The organism is Pseudomonas flavescens (assembly GCF_013408425.1).
In the GTDB taxonomy this organism is placed as follows: domain Bacteria; phylum Pseudomonadota; class Gammaproteobacteria; order Pseudomonadales; family Pseudomonadaceae; genus Aquipseudomonas; species Aquipseudomonas fulva_A.
The window spans coordinates 1,531,669-1,552,516 of sequence record NZ_JACBYV010000001.1 but is presented as its reverse complement, the minus strand read 5'-3'; the positions used below and the strand labels follow the sequence as shown (position 1 = coordinate 1,552,516).

Here is a 20,848-nt window from a genome sequence, read left to right as displayed (position 1 = left end):
TATCGATAAATAGCCATGCGCCACTATACTGAGGAATCCAACGCACGATCGAATCACGCGCATTGAATGGGAAGTGACCTATGCCGGCAGGCGGACCGCTGCACGTCGCCACACGCCTGGACAAGTGGATCAATACTACGCTGGTGGTCGTCAGCCTGGGCATTGTGCTGAGTTTTACGCTGATCGTTACCGACTTCTATCGCACCTACCGGGCACAGGCAAAAACCCTTACGCAACTGAGCGTATTCGAAGAAGCATTGCGCACCATGGAATCCATATCCGCCGAGCGAGGGCCTACCAACGGCATGCTCGGCGGCCTCGATGGAGATCCGCAGCGACTGCAGCGTGCCCGAACGCTGAGCGACGAGCGGCTCGGCTCTCTCGAGGTGGCGATTTCCGGCTGCCTGCCCTGCGAAGCATTGCCCTACCCCGTAGCGGAAATAAGCCAAGCCCTGGAGCGCGCGCGCGGACGGGTCGACAGTCTGCTGTCGCAGCCGGTCGGGCAGCGCGACCCGGCGAGCCTCGCGGAGGCCGTCTCGGCCATGATCGCGGCAACGGAGCGGATGTTCCCACTCGTCGATTGGTTTGCCCGCGACATGGTTCGCCGCACCCCGCAGATCGGTGCCACGCTGTACAACACCTATTGGGCTGCACGGCTGAGAGAGGTTGCTGGCCGCTGGGGCTCACAGCTGACCCCGGCGCTGGCCGAGCAGCGCCCTCTGCACGCTGCGGAAATTCGCCAGTTGCAGCTCACGGAGGGCCGCCTCGAACAATTGCAGGTGCAGCTCGGCCTCGGCATGAACAATCTGCCGAACCACTTCAGTGGCGCGGCCACACGCGAGTTGAAGACTGCCTATGCAAGCATGCAACAGGCGTATAGCCGTGAAGGAATGGAGTTGCACCGTAACGTGATGGATGCCCTGGCCCGGCACACGGCACCAACCCCGGCCGCGTTCGCGGAGCGCTATGTGCCGCACATGGCCAGCATCATCGCCTTGCGCGACACCACCTTGCGCCTGACCAAGACCGACCTGCAGCGCACGACTCGAACATCGATGACCCACCTGCTGCTGGTTGCCGGCTCGGGATTCGCGCTCCTGTTGCTACTGGCTGCCGGCTATCTGTGGCTCAGGCGGCGGGTAATCAAACCGCTGCTGCTGGGCACGCACAGGATCATGACGCTCATCGATTCGCACAGCACGGCGCTCCCGGTCTCGGCGGACGATGGCTACAGCGTGTTCGAGACCCTGCAGGAGCTCGAGCGTCAGCTGCGACAGGCCCACGTGGTGCGTCGTGAACGTGATGAGCTGATCGCCGAACTGAAGGCCAACGCGGAAACCGATCACCTTACCGGGCTACCGAATCGCCGCGCCTTCGACCGCTTGTTCCAGGCGCCCGCACAGGACGACAGCCGCCAACGCGCGATCATCCTGTTCGATATCGACCACTTCAAGCGCGTCAACGACACCTATGGGCACCCGGCTGGAGACAGGCTCCTGCAGCTCATCGCCGCGCGCTGCCAGGCGCAGATCCGTGGAGAGGAGCGCATCGCCAGAATTGGTGGTGAAGAGTTCGCCATCCAGTTGTGGCTATCGAGCGCCGAGGCTGCCCTGCACTTCGCCGAGCGCATACGCGGTGCCATCAGCGAAGCGCCGTTCGATCTCGGCCTGGATCACCCCATCGCCGTGACGGCGAGTTTCGGTGTCGCGCTGGCGAGCCAGGCTGAGGACGATGATGTCGAGACGCTGCGCGCCCTGGCCGACGAGGCGCTCTACAAAGCCAAACGCAATGGCCGCAACCGCAGCGAGCTGGCCATCTAGGTTGATCGCCATGGCCCTTGCGCTTCGGCCGTGCAGGTAAGCCGGCGTCAGGCGAACGGCAGCACCACTCGCACTTCCAGGCCGCCCTGCTTGCGGTTGCGCAGCGTCAGGCTGCCGCCGTGCTCGAGTACCGTGGCACGGGCGGCCGACAGGCCCAGACCAACGCCGCCGGTGTGCTTGTTGCGCGAGCCTTCGATGCGGAAGAAGGGTTTGAAGACCTCCTCCTGATGCTCTTCGGCGATGCCCGGCCCGCGGTCCAGCAAGCGGATCTCCACCGCATGCGCGCCCTCTCCCAGCTCGATGAGCGGTTCATGGCCGTACTTGATGGCATTGTCCAGCAGGTTGGTGAGCATGCGTTTGATGCCAATCGGGCGACCCACGTACACCACCCGGCTCGGGCCGCGCAGTTGCACCTCCAGGCCTGCATCCTTGTAGTCGTCGACCACGGTGTGCAGCAGTTCGGCGAGGTCGAAGGCGGTCGCCGGTTCAAGGCGGGCGTCGTCGCGGAAGAACTCCAGGGCGCTGTTGACCATGGCCTGCATCTCGTCCACATCGCGGAACAGCTTGGCCTGCTGGTCGGGGTCTTCGACGAACTCGCCGCGCAGGCGCATGCGCGTCAGCGGCGCACGCAGGTCGTGGGAGATGGCGGCGAGCATCTGCGTGCGATCGTTGATGAAGTGCTGCAGCTGGGCCTGCATGGCGTTGAAGGCGACGATGACCTGGCGAATTTCCTGTGGCCCTTCGACGGCAATCGGCGGCGCGCGAAAGTCGCTGCCGAAGCGCCGCGCGCCACGGGCGAAGCGCTCCAGGGGTGCGGCCAGATGGCGGGTGGCGACCAGTGCGACGACGATGGTCGAAAGCAGGACCAACGCAATGATGACAAGGCTGCGCGGCAGCTCGTCGAGGCCCCAGTTGCGGGTGAAAGCCGAGAACTTCACCCAGGAACCATCACGCAACTCGACCAGCAAGGCGTATCCCGCGCGCGGGTCATCGGCCGGCCAGTCGGCTGGCTCGTAACCGACGATCCTGGCGCTGGGGTTGCGCAACTGGTGGCGCAGAAAGTCCTCGCCGGAGCGAAAGTCCGCGTCGTCGTCCGGCGCGGGCACCCCGGCATCGTCGAAACGGCTTAGCCAGGTGGTGGTGTAGACCTCGTCACTGGCGGACCTGGCAATCGACGGCCGTTGCTCGGGTGGCGCTGCGTCGATGATGCGGCTGATGCTGGCCAGGCTTTCCAGCAGGCCGGTTTGCAGCAGGGGTGGCCGTGCCCAGACTCCCGCCAGTTGGCTGAGCAGCCAGGTCAACAACAATGCGGTGAGCATCGCCGCCGTGGTGGTCAGGGCGATCCAGCGGGCCACGGTGTCGCTGGGGCGATTGAGCCTTTCCAGCAGTTTCATCGTTTCACCAGCACGCTGGGCGTGAACAGGTAGCCGCTGTTGCGCACGGTACGAATCATCGGTGAAGCGCTGACATCGCCCTCCAGCTTGCGGCGCAGGCGGCTGACCTGCACGTCGATGCTGCGGTCGAAGGCCTCGAAGGCTTCGCCACGGGTCATGTCGAGCAGTTGCTGGCGGCTCAGCACCCGGCGCGGATGTTCGGCGAACACCAGAAGCAGTTCGAATTCGCCGCCGGAGAGCGGAATCATCACCTTGTCCGGCGAGCGCAGCTCACGGCGGGTGACGTCCAGCTGCCAGCCGGCGAACTCCAGGGTTGGTCGCGGCTTGTCGTTCAGCACGCTCTTGACCTCCCCCGTGCGGCGCAGCACCGCCCTTACCCGGGCGAGCAGCTCGCGGGCGTCGAAGGGCTTGGTCAGGTAGTCGTCGGCGCCGAGCTCCAGGCCCACCACGCGGTCGCTGAGTTCGCCCATGGCGGTGAGCATGATCACCGCCACCGCGTGCTGGCTGCGCAGGCGCTGGCAGAGCACCAGGCCGCTCTCGCCGGGCAGCATGACGTCGAGGATGACCAGATCCGGCAACTGCCGCTCCATCGCCTGCCACAGGCTGTCGCCGTCGGTTGCCACATCGACGCAATAGCCGTGTTGCTCGAGGAACTTCTTCAGCAGGGCGAGGACTTCGAGGTCATCGTCGACAAGCAGTAAATGGATCACGCAACGCTCTCTGCCGGCAGGTTCTGGAGCGGCTATCTAAAACCATTGGCGCGGGCGCGTCATATATTTCAATCCGGCAATAAAGCTGCGCTGTCGCAACAGTTGAGACATTCCCGAGCAAAACCTCGGAGGCAGCATGGGTGCAGTCCCCATCGAGGTTTCAGCATGCCGACCATCACTGTCGTTACCCCCCTCGTCCGCACCCTTTCGCTCGCCGCTGCCGTAGCGCTTTCAGGTGGCTGCGCGAGCTCGCCACCCGCCAGCAGCGGTGCCGCCTGCCAGGCGGCCACCTACGAACCTCGCGACCCTGCCGAGCCGGTCAACCGCGGCATCTTCGCCTTCAACAGGACGGTGGACGACTACGTGCTGTCACCGGTCGCCCGGGGCTATCGGCACCTGCCCGGTTTCGTGCAGAGCGGCGTGCACAACTTCGTGGCCAACTTCGGCGAGCCCAAGGTGTTCATCAACGACCTCCTGCAGGGCAACGGTCGGCGCTCGGTGACCACGGTGGGCCGTTTCGCGCTCAACACCACGGTGGGCATCGTTGGTCTGGTGGATGTGTCCGGGCGGCTGGGCATGGAGCGCCACGACGCCGACTTCGGCCAGACCTTCGGTGTATGGAATATCGCCAACGGCCCCATCGTCGAACTGCCACTGCTGGGCACCGGCAACCTGCGCGACGCCACGGGCAAGGTGCTGAGCTTCGCGGTGTCGCCGTTCGGCAGCAACAGCGATACGGTGCAAACCCTCAGCACGGTGGATACCGTCGGCGGCATCGTCGATGGCCGCGCGGAGGCCCTGCCGCTGACCGACGAGCTGAGAAAGGAGCCCGACTATTACGTGGCGCTGCGTAACGCCGTGGCCGAGCGCCGGGCGCACTTCGTGAGCGAAGGGAAACTCGGTGCCGAGCTGGACCTGGCTCATGGCTGCGACAATGGGGTGCACTGATGAACAACGACGACGTGCTGCTTCTGCATCGACGAATAAGAACGCCGGACCAGGCGTCGCTGCACTGCCGCGAACTCGAGCTGCGCCTCGACGCCGATGGCCGCCACCTGGTGCTCAGCCGCTATACCGAGCTGTATTGCGAGGACCAGTCCATCTGGGGTGCCACACGCGACCACAAGGTGCCGCTGGTCAGCCTGCTGCGCTGGATGATCAGCCAGGGGCACGGGCCCGAGACCGCCGTGGTGGACAAAAAGAGCGTTGTCCGGCCGTCGTCCTGCCAGCTTGTCGCGGGCGCGGTGGGCTGAAGCCCACCCTACCTGTGCCCCTCTCCCGCCGTAGGGCGGATCGGGGCGCGTAGCTGACGCGATCCCCATTCGGGACGCGTGTAGGGTGGGCTTCAGCCCACCACCTGGTCTAGCCGCGCCTGCAACTCGGCGCGCCGTGCGGCATCGGCGGCTTCCTTGTTCTGCAGGCGTTCCAGCAAGTCAGCGGCCTGTTCGGCCGCGAGCACGTAGATGCCATCGTCGTCGGCCACCAGCAAATTGCCGGGGTGCACATCGACGCCGCGGATGGTCACCGGCACGTTCACCGCGCCGTGCTCACCGAGGGAGCGCGTGGTGTAGGCACTGACGCCGCTGCAGAAGATCGGCAGGCCAAGCGCTCGCAGGGCGCGCACGTCGGTCACCGGGCCGTCGATCACCACGGCGGCCAGGCCCTTGATGCGTGCGGCGATGGTACGCAGTTCCCCCCAGCAGGCGCAGCCCCGCTCGCCCTGGTTGGCGACCACCAGCACATCACCGGGCTGGCTGGCGATCAGGGCGTCGCGCAGCACGCTGCCATCTGGCGCGTGGATCTGCACGGTGGTGACACGGCCAACGACGTGCACGTCGCCCACCAGCGGTGGCAGGCCGTGAATGTGGCCCTCACGCAGAAAGTGGCCGATGGTCGACGCGGCAATGCCTCGGTAGGCATCGAGCAGTGCGGCGGGAATGCTGTTGGCTGATGCTGCGAACGTCATCTGGCGGCCCTCGGGCGGATCAATGGGCAGGTCGAGCAATACTCCACCGGATCGCTGGCCTGGTAGTAGAAACAGCAGGTCCTGCGAAAGCGCACGGCGCGCGCGCCGTCGTCGACCAGCGTCAGCGGCCGGTTGAAGTGTTTGAGCGGGTTGTAGTCGAGGCCGAACACGCTGCCCGGCGCCTGCTCCGTCAGCCAGTGAAAGTCCTCGACACAGCGCCGGCCGGTTTCGGCGCAGTCGAGCTTGGCCAGGCGCCGCTCGTACAGTGAGTACACCCGCACCGCGGTGTTTTCCCAGAGGATGCGCCGCGATACGCCCGTGACGCCGTAGAAGGTATCCCATAGGGGCTGCAGCAGCCCGGCGAACAGCTGCGTGGTCACGGCCTCGCGCCAGTCATCACGAGCGCCCGGCTCGGGCCGGCTGACCGCCAGGCTGTGCAGCGGCAGCGACGACGTCCACACACCGTCGTCGTGGCCATACTCGATGAAGGTGTTGGCCAGCGACAGTTGCAGGCCCTTGTCGTAAGCCGACATGGCGTACAGACAGGCGCCGGTGAGCAGGAACGACAGGCGCTTGCCCAGCAGGGAGGCGGTGATGCGCCGCGACGGCGAAAGGATCACCGGCCCGAGCTGATCCAGCAGCGCGATACAGGTGGTTTCGTCCAGCAACTCGGCAGCCGGCAGGCTGCGTCCACGGTCGCGTTCCTCCTCGCGGCGCAGTCGCAGCGCGACTGACAGGCTGGCCCATTCGGCGTCGCTGAAGCTCATCGCGGAATGTCCCGGCCAAAGGGGATGCACAGCGGCGTATGGAAGAACGGGTCGGGAATGATCCGGCAATCCAGATCGAACACCGTCTTGACCAGCGCCTCGGTGAGAATGTCCGCCGGGCGGCCCTGAGCATAGGCGGTGCGCTGATGCACGGCGACCATGTGATCGGCGTAACGGCAGGCCAGGTTGAGGTCGTGGAGCACCATGACGATGGTCTTGCCCTCCTGACGGTTGAGCTCGCGCAGCAGATCGAGCACTTCGATCTGATGGGCCAGGTCGAGAAAGGTGGTCGGCTCGTCGAGCAGCACCAGCTCGGTTTCCTGGGCCAGGGTCATGGCGATCCAGGCGCGTTGCCGCTGGCCGCCGGACAAGGCGTCCACCGGACGTTCGGCCAGCTCATCCAGGCCGGTGCGGTTCAGGGCACGGGCCACCACGGCCTCGTCTTCGGCGGACCATTGCTGCATCCAGCTCTGGTACGGATAACGCCCCAGCGCGACCAACTGGCGCACGCTGATGCCCTCGGGCGGCACCGGCATCTGCGGCAGGATCGCCAGCTCCCGGGCCACGGCGGCGGTCGGCTTGCGCTGGATGTCGGCGCCATTGAGGATCACCGTCCCCGACTGGGGCTTGAGCAACCGCGCGAAGGACTTGAGCAGGGTGCTCTTGCCACAGCCGTTGCTGCCGATCAGCACCGAGACCTGCCCGCGTGGCAATTCCAGGTCCAGGCAATCGATGATGGTCTGGCGTTGATACGCCAGGGTCAGGTTGCGGCTCGCGATCGCGGTCATGTCGATGATTCCTCACTGCCGCTGTTTGATCAGCAGGTACAGAAAATAGGGGGTGCCGAACACGGCGACGAAGATGCCGGCAGGCAGGTCCAGCGGCAGAAACAGGGTGCGCCCCGCCAGGTCGGCGAGCATCACCAGGTTGGCGCCGACCAGCGCCGCCATGCAGGCCTGGGCGGCGAAGCCGATGGGGATCAGCTGCCGGGCGATGTGCGGAGCGATCAGCCCCACGAAGGCCATGGCCCCGCCCCAGGCGATAGCCGAGCCCGCCAGCGCCACGCTGACGGCGAGCAACGCGGCGCGCAGCCACTGCACGCGTACGCCGATGCCGCGAGCCAGCCCTTCGTCCAGTTGCTGAACCACCACATGGCGCGACAGCAGCATCAGGATCGGTAGCAGGCAGGCCAGCCAGGTCGCCAGCGCACGCACTTCGGGCCAGCCGGCGCCGTACACGCTGCCGGTCAGCCAGACATAGGCCGACAAGGTGGTGCTTAGCGGGCTGAACACCAGCATGAAGGTGGTGGCCGCAGCCAGCATCGCCGAGATGCCGACCCCGATCAGTACCAGCCGCAGCGGTGACGTGCCCTGCTTCCAGGCCAGGGCATAGACCGCCAGCGCGGCGGCCCCGGCGCCGAGCATCGCCGCCAGCGGCAAGCCGCCCATGCCCCACACCGCTGCGAAGCTGGACAGGTACAGCACCGCCGCTGCACTGGCGCCACTGGACAGCCCGAGCAGATCCGGCGACGCCAGTGGGTTGCGCACGATGGCCTGAAGGATCAGCCCGGAAATCGCCAGGGCGCCGCCGATCAACGCACCGAGCAGCAGGCGCGGCAGGCGCAATTGCTCGACGATGAACGACAAGGCCGCACTGCCCTCGCCCGCCAGCGCCTGCAAAACGCTCTGCGGCGACAGCGCGACCTTGCCCAGACACAGGCTCAGCAGCATCACCGCCACGCTGAACAGCACGGCCAGCAGCAGACGCAACGAGCCCTTGCGCTCGATGCGACGCGAGAACCCTCGCCAGCGTAAAGTCATCACGTCAAGCATTGCGGCCTCCACGCCTGGCCAGGGCAATGAAGAACGGCGCACCGAACAGCGCCGTCATCACCCCGACCGGCACTTCCTGCGGGAGAATCACCACCCGGGCCAGGATGTCGGCTACCAGCAGCAGCGTGGCCCCGAGCAGCGCGCAGCCGGGCAGCATCACCCGGTGGTCGATGCCGATCAGACGACGGACCACGTGCGGCACGATCAGGCCGATGAAACCGATGCTACCGGCCAGCGCCACCGCGCTACCGGCCAGCATCACCACCAGCACGCCCAGTTGCAGGCGAATCAGCCCGGTACGCTGGCCCAGGCCGATGGCGATCTGTACACCGGCGTTGAGCACGTTGACCTGGGCACCGAGCAGGCAGGCGACCAGCAAGGCCAGCAGCGCGCAGATCAGCAACGGCTGAGCGGTTTCCAGGCTGCGCTCGCTGAGCGAACCGGCCAGCCAGAACAGCACCGTGTCCAGGCCCTGTTGATCGATCACCAGCAGTGCCTGGCTGAAGGCGGTGAACAACGCGGTGATCGCCGCACCGGCGAGCACCATGCGCAACGGATTGAGCGCACCCTGCCCGCTATTGCCCACCAGCCACACCAACGCCCCGGCCACCGCCGCACCGACGAAGGCGCTCCACAGCCATTGCTCGGGAGAACTGATGGAAAACAGCGACAGGCAGAGAATCAGCGAAAAAGTGGCCCCGGCATTGATGCCGAACAGCCCCGGCGACGCCAGCGGGTTGCGGGTCATGGCCTGCATCAGTGCGCCGGCCACCGCCAGGCTGGCCCCGACCACCACCGCCATCAGCGTGCGCGACAACCGTGTGGTGCTGACCAGCAGTTGCTCGATGTTCAGCGGGTCGGCATGCAGCAGCGCGGCGAACACCGTGCGTGGCGCGATCCAGCTGGCGCCGATGGACAGGCTCAGCGCACAGCAGGCCAGCAGCATCAGCAGCGCGATGCCGAGTTTGACGGCGCCGCTCATGACTGGCCGCCCTGCAGAATCGTGCGTTCGATATCGTCGAGCATGCGATTGGCGCCGAGAATGCCGCCGGAGAAGATCCACGCCACCCCATCCACCCACCAGACCCGCCCTGCCTGGGGCGCCGCCATGCGCTGCCACAGCGGATGCGCGGTCAGGCTCTGGTAGTGACGCTGTACGCCCGGGCTGTCGGCACGCCCGAAGACGAAGAACACGTCGGCATCCACCACCGGCAGGCTTTCCCGACTGCTGAGCTTGATGGACACGCCCTGTGCATTGCGGCCCTGCTCGTTCCACACGAAACCGAGCTGGCCGAGCACGCTGCCGGCGAAGCTGTCGGGCAGGTAGCTGCGCAAGTGATCCTCGCGAACATCCAGTACCGACACGCTGAGCGGCCAGCGCTCGCCGAAATACGCCTGCAGACGAGCCCCGAGCGCAGCGATGCGTGCGTCCCAGCTCGCCTGCAGGGCATCCGCCTCGACCCTGCGCGCGGTGGCGGCACCCATCACGCGCAGGGTCTTCTGAAATTCGAAAACCTCGTCCAGCATCACCACTGGGCACAGCTGTTCGAGCAACCCCTGGATCCGCTCGTGGCGAAACCGCGAGGCGACGATCAGATCCGGCGCGAGCAAGGCGATGTCCTCCAGACTCGGCTGGGTTTCCAGGCCGACATGGGGCACGCCTGCCAGGGCTGGACGCAGGTAGCGATACATGGGCTTCTCGCTCCACGAATCGACTACGCCAGCCGGCCGAATGCCGAGCGCCACCGCGGTATCGGTGGCGCCCTGAAACAAGCTGATGACGCGCTGCGGTGCAGGCCCGGCCTTGGCCAGAGGGATTGCACCTGCAGCGAGAGCTCCCAGGGACAGGCGCATCAACGTGCGCCTGGACAACGATCCCTTATTACCTTCCAAGCTCGATCCTATTCAATGGATTGACGACTAGCCCCTTGCCGAACGGCATGCTGCCCGGCCCACCGGCTCGTTCGATCATCGGGCGCAGCAGGAGTTTCTGCGGCCAGGTGGCGGACTCGAACAACTGGCCACGCAACACGGCACGGGCCTGGTCGTCGAACGGCACGGCGGCGATTCGTCCGTTCAGCGCGTCACGCAGCACACGCCAGGCCTGTACGGCCGGCACGTCGTAGACTCGCTCCAGGGTGTCGATGATACCGCGCAGGTTGACCTGGATGCCCAGCGTCTGCAGCCAGAACAGCAGATCCTCGGGGCGCTCGTGGTAGAGCGTCTGGGCGTGGCCCTTCTTGATCCGGTACTGCGGGTCGAGCATGCCATTGCGCTCCAGCCAGGGCACGTACAGGCGCAGCGAGTCATGGTCACGCAGCAGCAGGCCGCTGACCGTGCCCGCGTCATACACCAGCACCGCGTTCTGGCCGTGTACCTCGCCCAGCATGCCGAGGCGGAACATGCGCAGGTTGACGTCGAAGAACAGCTCGCACAACTCGCCGAACAACTGCAGCACCGAGGACGGGCCCGCAGGCAGACCGCGCTGGCGGATGCAGTCGTCGAAGAAATGCCGGTCGCTGTCCTGCAACGGTGTGCCCAGCGCGGCCATGGGCAGCAGGCGCTTGGCGGGGTCCGCGAGCAGTTTCGGCGGATAGCCACGGACCATGGCCGAGAGGTGCCGCGGCGCCTCGTCGAACAATGTGCCGCCGTCAGGCATGTACCCCCACCATTTGCTTTCGTCGCAGATGTGCAGGGTTTCTCGCAGCACCTCGTCACGCTCCCGGCCCTGGCGCAGCAACGCTTCGCTCAGCCCGCCGTTGATCATCTTCACGGCGGGCAGATAACGGGAGGCGCCCAGCGAATACACGGCCATCGGCAGCTTGATGTGATCGGCCGGCGCCGCCGCGCAAGCCAGTGAACGCAGGGAGGACGTGGGGTTGAAGCTGCCCTTCTGGAAGTTCAGACGGTGACAATCACCCCGCTCGAATGCGCCGCCGAGTTGCGCAGGCAGCACCCGCTCCAGTTGCCAGGGGTGCACAGGCAGGGCGACATGGCTGTCAGCGAGGCCGAGGGCGCGCAATTCGGCATCCAGGTCTGCGCGCTGCTCGGTATCGAGGATGTAGTGGGCTGGCTGGCAGCTGTCCAGGCCGTCGACGCCATCGCCAAAGGTCAGACCGCCCTTGGCCACGGCCACCCAGTTGAGCGCCAGTGGCTGGTCGAACTCCGCCTGATACTGCCGGTACTGGGCATCGTCCAGGCCCTGCTTGGCCTTGGCCAGGGGATGGAACGGGCGGTCGCGCAGCGAGCCCCACTGTTCCATGGCCAGGAAGAATGCGGCACCGTCCTTCTCCAGCAGGCCGCCCGTAGGCACCTGATGGTCGAGTGACAGCGCGGTCTGCCGGACGCTGGTACGCAGCACGTCCATGAACAGCTCGATGCCCTTGTCGTTGTCGACCGCATCGACTTTCACACCCTTGAGGGCCAGAGCCATGAACGCATCGGGGCTCAGCAGCCGGGTGCTGCCGCCCTGCACGTCGAGCACCGGGGTTCCCGGCACCTTCTCCCAGGCCTGGGTGATGCCGGCCCGCAGGGCGACCGCCAGGCCGCGCTGCTCGGCCGCGTCGTAGTGCCAGTGCCAGATCTTGTGCGGCGCCTCCACGCTGGCGAGCGGCGAGTCGGGCTGAGCGGCACGCCAGGCGGCAGGCTCGGTCAGGTTGGCGTCGAGGGTGCCGAAGAAGTCTTCGGCGAGCAGGCAGTCGATCAGGTCCTGCATCACCAGATCGTTGGCGATGGCTTGCTTGGTGATGGTCATGAGATCAGTTTCCTCTCGTCGAGGTGGCGGCCAGTCTGGCCTGGAGGGCGCGGAACGCGATGCCGCGTTCGTCGCCCAGCACGAAGGTATTGACGCCGCGTTCGAGCCACCGCAGGTGGTCATCGGGCTGGCGTGGTATGGCGCAGTACGGGATGCCGGCAGCCTGGGCAGCGCGCCAGGTATCGATCAGCGCTTCCTGCACGGCGGGCTGGTCGATACGCCAGGGCGTGCCGAACGACTGGGAAAGATCGGCAGCGCCTTCGAGGATCATGTCCAGCCCCGGCACTGCGGCCAGCTCGGCGGCACGCCGCACGCCCTCGACGCTCTCGATCATGGCCACGACCATGATCTGGCCGTTGGCCTGGGTGACGTACTCGGCCAGGCTGGCCTTGCCGAAGGCACCGGGACGACCGGCATTCAGGCTGCGCTCGCCCAGCGGGTGGTACTTGCAGGCGCGGATCGCCGCGCTCAGGTCTTCCGGCCGTTCCACCTGGGGCAGAACGATGCCCTGGGCGCCGCCGTCGAGCAGCCGCAGCATGCGTTTGCGGTCGAAGTCCGGCACCCGCACCAGGGGCGTGAGCCCATAGCTCTCGGCGGTGCGGATCATGTGCTCGACGGTTTCCGGGTTGATCAGCACATGCTCCAGATCGATGATCACGAAGTCGTAGCCGGCTTCGGCGATCAGCTCGATGGATGCCGGCGAGGGAATCGACGCGATCAGGCCACGGGTCCCCTCGCCCGCGGCCAGTTGCGCCTTGAGTCGATTGGTTCTCAGCATGTGCGTGGCCCATGGATGTGCAGTGGATTGGGCACCCGCTTGAAGCGTCGCTCACCGTCACCGAGCAGCCGGCGCTTGGTCAGTTCCTCCACTTCGTACTCGGCGGCGAACACGTCGAACACCGCGAAACGCGCTGCGTGTTGCGGGTGCTCGCGCTGGTAGTCGAGCACCACGACGGCGGTCATGCGCCAGAACTCGCCCTCTTCCAGCCCATAGTGCTGACGCAGGAAGATCGCCAGCTCGGCCAGGCAGATGAAGAAGAACGCATCGCAGGAAAAATCCCGCACCGCATCGACATCCTCGGTGAGGATGAACGAGTTGCGGTTCAGCCGCGCGTGACTCTCGGGCAGCGGCACCAGGTGCGGCGCCAGGTGCGGGCGGGCCAGGTGCGCAGGCGAGTAGCGCACGCCGTCATGGAAGTCCTTGAGGGCGATACGCTCTGGCCAGCCGTCACGGTGGATCAACACGATGTTCTGGCCGTGGGACTCCATGCCGATGCCTTCGGCATAGAGCATGTGCACGATGGGCGCCACGCTGACCCGCAGCAGTTGCTGCACCCAGGCGTGCAGGCCATGGCGGGCGATCCAGGCATCGATGAAGGGCTGCTGGTCACCTTCGTCGTAGCGGTTCTCGACATGGCTGAGGCCATTGAAAGGCACTCCCTGCTCGCCCGGTTTCAGGTACGTATTGAGGTTCTCCCGCCAGATCGCACCGAGGGTCCCGTAGGCCTGGCTTTGCCGGATGGTCGGCAGTTGGGCGTAGTCGAAACTCACCCCGGCGACCTCGCCAAGCACCACGAAACCCAGTTCCCGGGCCGTGGCGTCGGTGGCGATCAGCTGTTGCAGCCAGTCGTTGATGATCGGCCCGTTCATCACCGTGTGCCGCGCCAGAATGCGCGTGCTGGAGGTATTGGTCATGCTCAGCGCGAGCTTCACGTAGGGCTTGGTGGGCTCCTCGACGTTGGCCAGCGTGCGGATCGACTGCTGAGCCCGGTAATCGGCCGCCGAGGTGCCGAGGTAAAGCAGCTCGCCACTCGCCAGCTCGGCCTGGAAGGTCGGCACGATGACCTGCTCCCACTGCCAGGGGTGCACGGGGATCGGCCAGTAATCGTCCAGAGAGCGGCCCTGCTCGGCCAATGCGCGGTCGATCTCGGCCCAGCGCTGCTGACCGAATGCATCCGTCAGGAACGCCTGCAGATCCACACCCCGCGAGCCATTGGCGGAACCCAGCTGCCGGGCGATACCCAGCCAGACCACGGCCAGCGGCTGGCCGAACTCGGGGCCGTAACGACGGTTGTCGTCCAGGGAAAAGCCGATGCGCGACTTGTAGCAAGGGTGGTAGCTGTGGGCATCCATGAAATGCCGCTCCAGGGTATCGGCATCCAGGGTGTGCGGCGCTGCGGCGGGCCGGTAGCTCTGGGTGCGCGACTGCAGATCCTTGAGCAGCGTCTGCTCCAGTTCCTGAATGAAGCGTGGCATGTGCGGGCCGTCGGCCAGGGCGCCAAGCAGTTCCGCCAGCGCCTGGTGCAGATCCGGCTGGCTGGTCTGGCCCTGGGCATCGACACGCTGCAGGGTGGCCGGATCCAGGCGGATGATGGCGAAACTGTCGCTGAGCAGCCCCAGGCAGCGGTACTCGACCACGGCCTGCGCCTGCTCATCGCGCCCTTCGACGATGAAGCGCTGGCGGCCGTCTGCGAGTGGCTCGCAGCGATAGCTCAGGACATCTTCGAAGAGCAGGGTTTGCAGCAGTTGCCCGATCACCCGTTGCGACACCTGGCGGTAGCGCTGAGGGTCCGCTGGAGTCAGCCAGCCGTGGGCATGGGCGATGAGTTCGGGCAAACGAAGTGGAGAAAAGGAAGACATGGATAGACACCTCATGAACGGTGTTCGGACAGGGCCGAGCCTTGCTCGACCGGGTCGTTGGAAGGGGAATGCGGAAAGCGCCAGGCGAACGGCAGCGCAAGCAGGATCAAAACCGCGGTGGCGATGAACACTTCGCCGATGGCGCTGGCCGTACCGGCCTGGGCTGCCCCGGTATGCACCGCGCCCCACTCATCGCCGAGGCGAATCTGCAGCCACAACGAGGCCAGTACGATGGCCAGTGACGACAGCAGACGGCGCGAGATGTTGTTCATCGCCGCGCCCTGTGTGATCAGCGCCTCGGGCAGCACGTCCAGCCCGGCGGTGGTCACCGGCATGTAGGACAGCCCCAGGCCGGCACCGCGTACCACCATCAGCATGCAGATGGCCAACATCCCGACATCGTGGTCGACGGTGCCCAGGGCGAAGGTCGCCAGGCCGGTCAGCAACAAGCCGAGCGAAACGATGCCCCGCGGCCCATGGCGATCGAGCAGCCTGCCGCCGTAGTGACCGAACAAGCTCGCCGACAAGGCGGTGCAGAGCAGCGCGATACCGGTCCAGATGGCACTGTGGCCCATCACCATCTGCACCAGCAGCGGCACCAGCACCAGACACTCGAACATGCCGATGGATTGCACCACGGCGATGATCACACTCGACCGGTAGCCTTTCAGGGCGAAGATACGCAGCTCCAGCAGGGGCGCCGTGTGGCGCAACTGATGCCTGACGAACCCCAGCAGGCAAGCCGCCGCCAGCAGCAGACCGAGCAGGTTGAGCGGATCCTGCAGGGCCTGCATGTGGCGAAGTTGCCCCACGGTGAGCATGAGCACGCCGATACCGACCGCGACCAGCAGGTAGCCGGTCAGATCGAACGGCTTGCCCGCCCCCGCCTCGTTCCTCGGTAGCACGTTGACGCCCAGGCCGAAGGCCAGCAGACCGATGGGGACGTTGACCAGGAACAGCGCACGCCAGTCGTAACCCTGCAGCACCAGGCTGCCGCACAGTGGCCCGACCGCAGGCGCGAGCATCACCGCAGCGCCCCAGAGGCCGGTGACCGCACCCCGCTCGCCTTTCGGATAGACCGAAAAGATGATCGCCAGCGACAGCGGAATCATCAGCCCGCTGGCGATGCCCTGCACCACCCGCGCGGTGATCACCCAGGCGATGGAGTCGGCCATGGCGCCCAGCAGCGAGCCCGCCACGAACAGCGCCAGGCCGGCCAGGTACATGAGCTTGCGGCCCACGCGCTGCGCCAGGTAGCCGGTCAGCGGCATGGTCATGCCCATGCTCACCATGAAGGCGGCGACTATCCAGGTGGCCATCACCGGGCCCAGCTCGAACGCCTCGATGAAGGCCGGCAATGCCGGATTCAGCGAAGTGTTGTTGAGGCTCACGGTGGTGGTACCGAGGATCACGGCGACCACTACCAGCCGGCGCGACGCCACGACGGGAGCCCGTGCCGGCGCCATCATCCAGCACCTCCGCGGCGGCCCTCGGCCCTGATGAACAGCTGTTCAGGCCGCGGATGACAGAGGAAATCGGCATGCGAGATGTTGTAGCCGTAGGCACCGGCCAGCGGCAGCACCAGCAGATCGCCCACGGCGGCATCGACCAGTTGGCGACCACGGCTGAGCACGTCCTTGGGTGTACACAGCTGGCCGACGATGGTCCATGGCCGAGGCGCACCGCTCGGTGCACGGCCTGTCGCTGGCAGATGGATCACCGGGTGGTCATGGCCCTGGGCGACCGGCAGGCGGAACTGGTGGGTGCCGCCGCGGCAGACCAGAAAATGCTGGCCGTGGCTGGATTTGGCGTCCAGCACCTCGATGGCGTAGTAGCCGCAGAACGCACTGATGAAGCGCCCCGGCTCGAAGCGTACCAGCGGCGCGTCGCGCAATTCGCCAAGGCGTTGCTCGAGGTGGCGGCACAGCCGCGCCCAGTCGAACCGCTCGCGGCTCAGGTAGTCCACCCCGATGCCACCGCCGACGTTCAGGTGAGTGATCGTCCCAGGCCGCGTGGCCAGGGCCTTCCATTGCGTCCAGCGCTGCAGATACAGATCGAGCAACTGCTCGTGGCGCTCCACCTGCTGCTGATGGGACATCGCATGCACATGGAAGCCCTCCAGCCGCAGATGGCTGCAGGCTTCCACCCGTCTGATCGCTTCAGGCACGTCGGCCTCGTCCAACCCGAAAGGCGTCGCGGTGCCGGCCATGGCCAGGCGGCTGGAAAGCGTGGCCGGCAGTTCCGGATTGATGCGGATGAACACCGCCTGCACACGGCCGAGCTCTGCGCCGATGCGTTGCAGGCGGTCGATCTCGCCGAGACTCTCGACGTGGATCGCTGCCACGCCATGGTTCAGCGCCGCACGCAGGTCGGAGTCCAGCTTGCCGGGGCCGGAAAACACGAAGGGTTTGTCGCTGGCGGCCGCTTGCAGTCGCTCGATCTCGCCACCGGAGGAGATCTCGAAGCCGTCGACCAGAGGCAACAGCGTCTGCAGAATCGGCGCCTCGCTGTTGGCCTTGATCGCGTAATACAGCTCCACGCCCGCTGGCAGCTCGGCCATCACCTCGCGAACATGCCGCGCCAGTGCATCGAGGTCGTAGACGAACACCGCCAGGGGATCCGCCGCGCGGCTGCGGGCCTGCTCGATGGCGTCGAGCACTGTCGTGGGCAGCTTATCCATGGGCTGCCCCCTCGCCCCACGGGCACACCATCTGTACGTAACCGGCATGCCGGTCGGCCTGGGCCGAGAGACGCACCTTGAGGTTGGTCTTGCAGGCTATCGGTTCCCCGGCAAGCAGCGCGTCCAGCTCCGGTGCTGGCCGTGCCAGTTCACCACGCAGCGCGAACAACTGGCGCTCGACCCGTTGCCACATGCTGGCCGCCAGGTGCGGGCGGTCCCAGCTCAGTGCCAGGATCGCTTCGGACAGGTTGTTGACGAACAGGCAGTAGCTGATGCGCTTCCAGCCCTGCTGCCGCGAGTAAGTCAGCGACTGGCGAACGCGCTCTTGCACGCCCTCTTCGATGTAGCTCACCCCCAGATCGTCGGTAAGCTTCACGCCTTCGAAGTCGCGCAGCAGCAATTGCGCTGGCCAGCCGTTGTCGTGGACCAGTACCGCGTTCTGCAGGTGCGGCTCGAGCACCACGCCGTGATTGAAGAACAGCGACAGCACCGGCCGCAGCAACAGCGCCTGGTAGGCCTCGAACCAGCCCAGCAGATGGTCGTCGCTGGGCTTTTTCGATCCCTGCTGCAGGAAACCATGGATCAGCGGCCGCAGTTGCAGGTCCCTGGCGAACAGCGTACCCGCCATCAGGCAGGATTCAGGCGGTGCGTAGCGGCAGAAGTTCTCGCGCAGGATGGCGCCGGTCTGCTCGCGGAACCAGTGGCTGTCATCGGCGCTGCTCTGCGCCGGGGCCCAGCTCAGCGAACCCGGCTCGCTGACCAGGGTAGCGCCGCCGATGCTGGCCTTGTGCTCGCGCTGCAGGCGCGTGAACAGACGGTCGATGAGCATGGCGCTGTCCAGTTCGTACCAGGCGTTCTTGCGCACGCAGTTGGTGATGCGCACGTTGAGCGAGCCCTTGAGGAAATAACCGCGGCCTTCGCCGTACCAGGTACGCATCGAGGCGGTGGGGCTGGCCAACGGGCCCTTCTGGCCGAGATCGACGATCTCGCCACGGGCGATCAGCGCCTTGACCCGCGGGTCGGCGAGAAACAGCTGCGCCTGCACCGGGTGCAGACAGATAGCCGCACGCCCGCTGCGTGCCAGGCCCTGGCTGGCGAAACCTTCGAGTACCTGCTCATCGCTCAGGCCGTTGCCGCGCACCTGCAGGCCATCACGGGGGACTTCGAGAACATGCAGCGCGACCCGGGCGCGAAACTCCGGAGCATAGGTCTTCTGCCCCAGATGGTCGGGCCACAGCCGGGCCTTGGGTGCCGGGTGGTTGGGGTGGCCGAACCAGAGTCCCTGCTCGCTGGCCAGGTAGTCGCGCAGCGGGTGCTGGTCCTGCGCCTGCAGCGCGCTGTCGACGATGGCCGCGGTAACGCCCTGGCTCTGCATGACCTGTTCGAGCAATTCGTCGTTGCGCGAGCCGGTCAGTTGCTGGCAGGCCTCCAGCAGTTGCGCGGCGAATTCGGCGAACGGCGGGCAACGCCAGTCGGCATCGCCCTGGCGCGTGTACACGTCGCTCAGGTAACGCTGGCTGCCGAGCGGATCGCGGCGATCCACCAGCACCAGAAACTGCCGCCTTTGCGGCAGATCGATCACCAGTGGCATGCCCTTGCCCTGAATGGCGCGCAGGTAGCTGGCGGGTGCGATACCTCTTACATGGGAAGGCCAGGCATAACGTGCGCAGTTCTCCGGCAGCGCGAACTCCTTGATCAGGCAGTTGAGCAGCGCGTGGGAGGCAGCCATTTCACTGACCACCCGTGCCAGGCTGGCACGCACGGAGTCGATGCGAGTGACGTCGCTCGGCTGGGCATCGAGGTCTGGGTAGGCACGCACGGCGCGTGCAGACAGATCAGCCACGGGCACCTCCCAGCGCGGCGTCCAGCGCGCGCTCGAAACGGACGATCACTTCACTGCACTGCGCCTCGTCGATGATCAATGGCGGCAACAGGCGGATGACGCTGCCATTGCGCCCGCCTCGTTCGAGCAGCAGCCCCTGCCTGAAGCAGTGGCTCTGAATGGCAGCCGACAGCGCAGCATCCATGGGGTGGGCGCCCAGCGCGTCGGCAGGCTGACGCTCGTCGACGATTTCCAGGCCGAGCATCAGCCCGCGACCACGCACCTGACCAATCACCGGGTAGCGCTCACGCAGGGCATCGAAGCGCTCTTTCAGCCAGTCACCGCGCACCCGGGCCTGCTCGGCCAGGGCATCGTTCTGAATGATCTGCAGGGTGGTCATGCCGCTGGCCATGGCCATCTGGTTGCCGCGGAAAGTGCCGGTATGGGCGCCCGGTTGCCAGGCATCGAACTCGCGCTTGATGGCCAGTACCGCCAGTGGCAGGCCGCCGCCGACCGCCTTGGACATGACGATGATGTCGGGCTCGATATCGGCATGCTCGAAGGCGAACATCCGCCCGGTGCGACCAAAGCCGGCCTGCACCTCGTCGAGGATCAGCAGGATGCCGTGGCGCCGGGTGACCTCGCGCAGGGTTCGCAGCCATTGATTGGGGGCCGGGTTGGCCCCGCCCTCGCCTTGCACCGCCTCGACGATCACCGCAGCCGGCAGACAAACGCCGCTCTCGACATCCTCGATGAACTGGGTGAAGTAGTAGGACAGCGCACGGGCACCCGCCTCGCCGCCGATGCCCAGCGGGCAACGGTATTCGTGGGGGAACGGCATGAACTGCACACCGGGCATCAGCGAGGCCACGGCATCTTTCGGGCCGGTATTGCCGGTCACTGCCAGGGCACCATGGGTCATGCCGTGGTAACCGCCGGAAAAGGCGATCACGTTGCTGCGCCGGGTAACGGTCTTGGCCAGTTTGAGCGCGGCCTCCACGGCATCGGCACCCGAGGGGCCGCAGAACTGCAGGCAATAGCCCTGGCTCGGCAGCACACCGAGCAGGGTCTCGCTGAAGGCATCCTTCAGCGGCGTGGTGAGGTCCAGGGTGTGCATGGGCACCCCGGAAGCCAGAAAGCTCGACAGGCTGTCGACGATGGCTGGGTGGTTGTGGCCCAGCGCCAGGGTTCCTGCGCCGGCCAGGCAGTCGAGGTACCGACGCCCCTCGACATCGGTCACCCACACGCCCTGCGCCTTGGCAATGGCCAGGGGCAGCTTGCGCGGGTAACTGCGCACATTGGATTCGAATCGTTCCTGGCGTTCCAGGTAATCCGCGTTGTTGCTGTGGGCCGAATCGCGCTGGAATCGGTCCAGTGGTATCGCTCGTTCACTCAACATGGTGCTCGCCTCTATCTGTTCGAGGCTCCGGTTGGAGCCGTTGAAAGTCGTCAGCACTGCACTC

General features: G+C 66.3%; 18 protein-coding genes. 3 read left to right on the top strand and 15 right to left on the bottom strand.

Translation table 11 applies throughout. The annotated features are described in order from the left end of the window. Nucleotides 1-80: 80 nt before the first annotated feature. Nucleotides 81-1,820 carry a GGDEF domain-containing protein gene (locus tag FHR27_RS06840; protein WP_179538145.1) on the top strand — a complete coding sequence of 580 codons (1,740 nt, stop codon included), beginning with the start codon at nt 81-83 and terminating at the stop codon, nt 1,818-1,820. Nucleotides 1,821-1,867: 47 nt separating this feature from the next. On the opposite strand, the gene FHR27_RS06835 is transcribed toward FHR27_RS06840, so the two are convergent. Then, a complete protein-coding gene (locus FHR27_RS06835; protein ID WP_179538144.1) occupies nt 1,868-3,214 on the bottom strand; it encodes an ATP-binding protein in 1,347 nt (448 codons plus the stop codon). Next, a complete protein-coding gene (locus FHR27_RS06830) occupies nt 3,211-3,924 on the bottom strand; it encodes a response regulator (RefSeq protein ID WP_042556503.1) in 714 nt (237 codons plus the stop codon). Before FHR27_RS06830 ends, FHR27_RS06835 begins: the two co-directional genes overlap by 4 nt. A gap of 165 nt (nt 3,925-4,089) precedes the next feature. Between FHR27_RS06830 and FHR27_RS06825 the strand changes: the two genes are divergently transcribed. Next, complete coding sequence (locus FHR27_RS06825) at nt 4,090-4,872, top strand: MlaA family lipoprotein (protein WP_179538143.1); 783 nt, start codon at nt 4,090-4,092, stop codon at nt 4,870-4,872. Further along, on the top strand, nt 4,872-5,177 hold the full coding sequence (locus FHR27_RS06820) for a hypothetical protein (protein WP_257026842.1): 306 nt from the start codon (nt 4,872-4,874) through the stop codon (nt 5,175-5,177). The genes FHR27_RS06825 and FHR27_RS06820 overlap by 1 nt, the downstream gene beginning before the upstream one ends. A 92-nt stretch (nt 5,178-5,269) precedes the next feature. On the opposite strand, the gene FHR27_RS06815 is transcribed toward FHR27_RS06820, so the two are convergent. From FHR27_RS06815 to FHR27_RS06755, 13 genes are all read right to left on the bottom strand, one after another. Further along, a complete protein-coding gene (locus FHR27_RS06815) occupies nt 5,270-5,890 on the bottom strand; it encodes an RraA family protein (protein ID WP_179538142.1) in 621 nt (206 codons plus the stop codon). Continuing rightward, the gene (locus tag FHR27_RS06810) at nt 5,887-6,657 is read right to left on the bottom strand and encodes an IucA/IucC family C-terminal-domain containing protein (protein ID WP_042556499.1); all 771 of its coding nucleotides are present in this window, start codon (nt 6,655-6,657) and stop codon (nt 5,887-5,889) included. Before FHR27_RS06810 ends, FHR27_RS06815 begins: the two co-directional genes overlap by 4 nt. Then, complete coding sequence (locus tag FHR27_RS06805; protein ID WP_179538141.1) at nt 6,654-7,445, bottom strand: ABC transporter ATP-binding protein; 792 nt, start codon at nt 7,443-7,445, stop codon at nt 6,654-6,656. The genes FHR27_RS06810 and FHR27_RS06805 overlap by 4 nt, the downstream gene beginning before the upstream one ends. A gap of 12 nt (nt 7,446-7,457) precedes the next feature. Continuing rightward, nucleotides 7,458-8,489, bottom strand: coding sequence for a FecCD family ABC transporter permease (locus FHR27_RS06800; protein WP_042556497.1), 1,032 nt, complete (start codon nt 8,487-8,489; stop codon nt 7,458-7,460). After that, complete coding sequence (locus FHR27_RS06795; protein WP_042556496.1) at nt 8,482-9,471, bottom strand: FecCD family ABC transporter permease; 990 nt, start codon at nt 9,469-9,471, stop codon at nt 8,482-8,484. Before FHR27_RS06795 ends, FHR27_RS06800 begins: the two co-directional genes overlap by 8 nt. Further along, nucleotides 9,468-10,343, bottom strand: coding sequence for an ABC transporter substrate-binding protein (locus FHR27_RS06790; protein ID WP_042556495.1), 876 nt, complete (start codon nt 10,341-10,343; stop codon nt 9,468-9,470). The genes FHR27_RS06795 and FHR27_RS06790 overlap by 4 nt, the downstream gene beginning before the upstream one ends. 28 nt (nt 10,344-10,371) lie before the next feature. Further along, entirely contained in the window at nt 10,372-12,243 is a 1,872-nt protein-coding gene (locus FHR27_RS06785) for an IucA/IucC family protein (RefSeq protein WP_179538140.1), read from the bottom strand. Between the two features lie 4 nt (nt 12,244-12,247). Continuing rightward, the gene (locus FHR27_RS06780; protein ID WP_179538139.1) at nt 12,248-13,021 is read right to left on the bottom strand and encodes an HpcH/HpaI aldolase family protein; all 774 of its coding nucleotides are present in this window, start codon (nt 13,019-13,021) and stop codon (nt 12,248-12,250) included. Further along, a complete protein-coding gene (locus FHR27_RS06775; RefSeq protein ID WP_179538138.1) occupies nt 13,015-14,883 on the bottom strand; it encodes an IucA/IucC family protein in 1,869 nt (622 codons plus the stop codon). Before FHR27_RS06775 ends, FHR27_RS06780 begins: the two co-directional genes overlap by 7 nt. Before the next feature lie 11 nt (nt 14,884-14,894). Further along, the gene (locus FHR27_RS06770) at nt 14,895-16,349 is read right to left on the bottom strand and encodes a DHA2 family efflux MFS transporter permease subunit (RefSeq protein ID WP_179538137.1); all 1,455 of its coding nucleotides are present in this window, start codon (nt 16,347-16,349) and stop codon (nt 14,895-14,897) included. Then, nucleotides 16,349-17,563: a type III PLP-dependent enzyme gene (locus FHR27_RS06765; RefSeq protein WP_179538136.1), complete on the bottom strand. Its 1,215-nt coding sequence runs from the start codon at nt 17,561-17,563 to the stop codon at nt 16,349-16,351. The genes FHR27_RS06770 and FHR27_RS06765 overlap by 1 nt, the downstream gene beginning before the upstream one ends. After that, the gene (locus tag FHR27_RS06760; protein ID WP_179540050.1) at nt 17,556-19,292 is read right to left on the bottom strand and encodes an IucA/IucC family protein; all 1,737 of its coding nucleotides are present in this window, start codon (nt 19,290-19,292) and stop codon (nt 17,556-17,558) included. Before FHR27_RS06760 ends, FHR27_RS06765 begins: the two co-directional genes overlap by 8 nt. 106 nt (nt 19,293-19,398) lie before the next feature. Further along, entirely contained in the window at nt 19,399-20,784 is a 1,386-nt protein-coding gene (locus tag FHR27_RS06755) for a diaminobutyrate--2-oxoglutarate transaminase (RefSeq protein ID WP_042556529.1), read from the bottom strand. Nucleotides 20,785-20,848 lie beyond the last annotated feature (64 nt).

Excerpts from the sequence above, each read along its gene's own strand:
- FHR27_RS06800 (WP_042556497.1), bottom strand. The coding sequence starts at position 8,489 with ATGCTTGACGTGATGACTTTACGCTGGCGAGGGTTCTCGCGTCGCATC.
- FHR27_RS06765 (WP_179538136.1), bottom strand. The coding sequence starts at position 17,563 with ATGGATAAGCTGCCCACGACAGTGCTCGACGCCATCGAGCAGGCCCGC.
- FHR27_RS06805 (WP_179538141.1), bottom strand. The coding sequence starts at position 7,445 with ATGACCGCGATCGCGAGCCGCAACCTGACCCTGGCGTATCAACGCCAG.
- FHR27_RS06820 (WP_257026842.1), top strand. The coding sequence starts at position 4,872 with ATGAACAACGACGACGTGCTGCTTCTGCATCGACGAATAAGAACGCCG.
- FHR27_RS06770 (WP_179538137.1), bottom strand. The coding sequence starts at position 16,349 with ATGGCGCCGGCACGGGCTCCCGTCGTGGCGTCGCGCCGGCTGGTAGTG.
- FHR27_RS06815 (WP_179538142.1), bottom strand. The coding sequence starts at position 5,890 with ATGACGTTCGCAGCATCAGCCAACAGCATTCCCGCCGCACTGCTCGAT.
- FHR27_RS06755 (WP_042556529.1), bottom strand. The coding sequence starts at position 20,784 with ATGTTGAGTGAACGAGCGATACCACTGGACCGATTCCAGCGCGATTCG.
- FHR27_RS06810 (WP_042556499.1), bottom strand. The coding sequence starts at position 6,657 with ATGAGCTTCAGCGACGCCGAATGGGCCAGCCTGTCAGTCGCGCTGCGA.
- FHR27_RS06760 (WP_179540050.1), bottom strand. The coding sequence starts at position 19,292 with ATGGCTGCCTCCCACGCGCTGCTCAACTGCCTGATCAAGGAGTTCGCG.
- FHR27_RS06790 (WP_042556495.1), bottom strand. The coding sequence starts at position 10,343 with ATGCGCCTGTCCCTGGGAGCTCTCGCTGCAGGTGCAATCCCTCTGGCC.
- FHR27_RS06775 (WP_179538138.1), bottom strand. The coding sequence starts at position 14,883 with ATGTCTTCCTTTTCTCCACTTCGTTTGCCCGAACTCATCGCCCATGCC.
- FHR27_RS06780 (WP_179538139.1), bottom strand. The coding sequence starts at position 13,021 with ATGCTGAGAACCAATCGACTCAAGGCGCAACTGGCCGCGGGCGAGGGG.
- FHR27_RS06825 (WP_179538143.1), top strand. The coding sequence starts at position 4,090 with ATGCCGACCATCACTGTCGTTACCCCCCTCGTCCGCACCCTTTCGCTC.
- FHR27_RS06840 (WP_179538145.1), top strand. The coding sequence starts at position 81 with ATGCCGGCAGGCGGACCGCTGCACGTCGCCACACGCCTGGACAAGTGG.
- FHR27_RS06785 (WP_179538140.1), bottom strand. The coding sequence starts at position 12,243 with ATGACCATCACCAAGCAAGCCATCGCCAACGATCTGGTGATGCAGGAC.
- FHR27_RS06795 (WP_042556496.1), bottom strand. The coding sequence starts at position 9,471 with ATGAGCGGCGCCGTCAAACTCGGCATCGCGCTGCTGATGCTGCTGGCC.
- FHR27_RS06835 (WP_179538144.1), bottom strand. The coding sequence starts at position 3,214 with ATGAAACTGCTGGAAAGGCTCAATCGCCCCAGCGACACCGTGGCCCGC.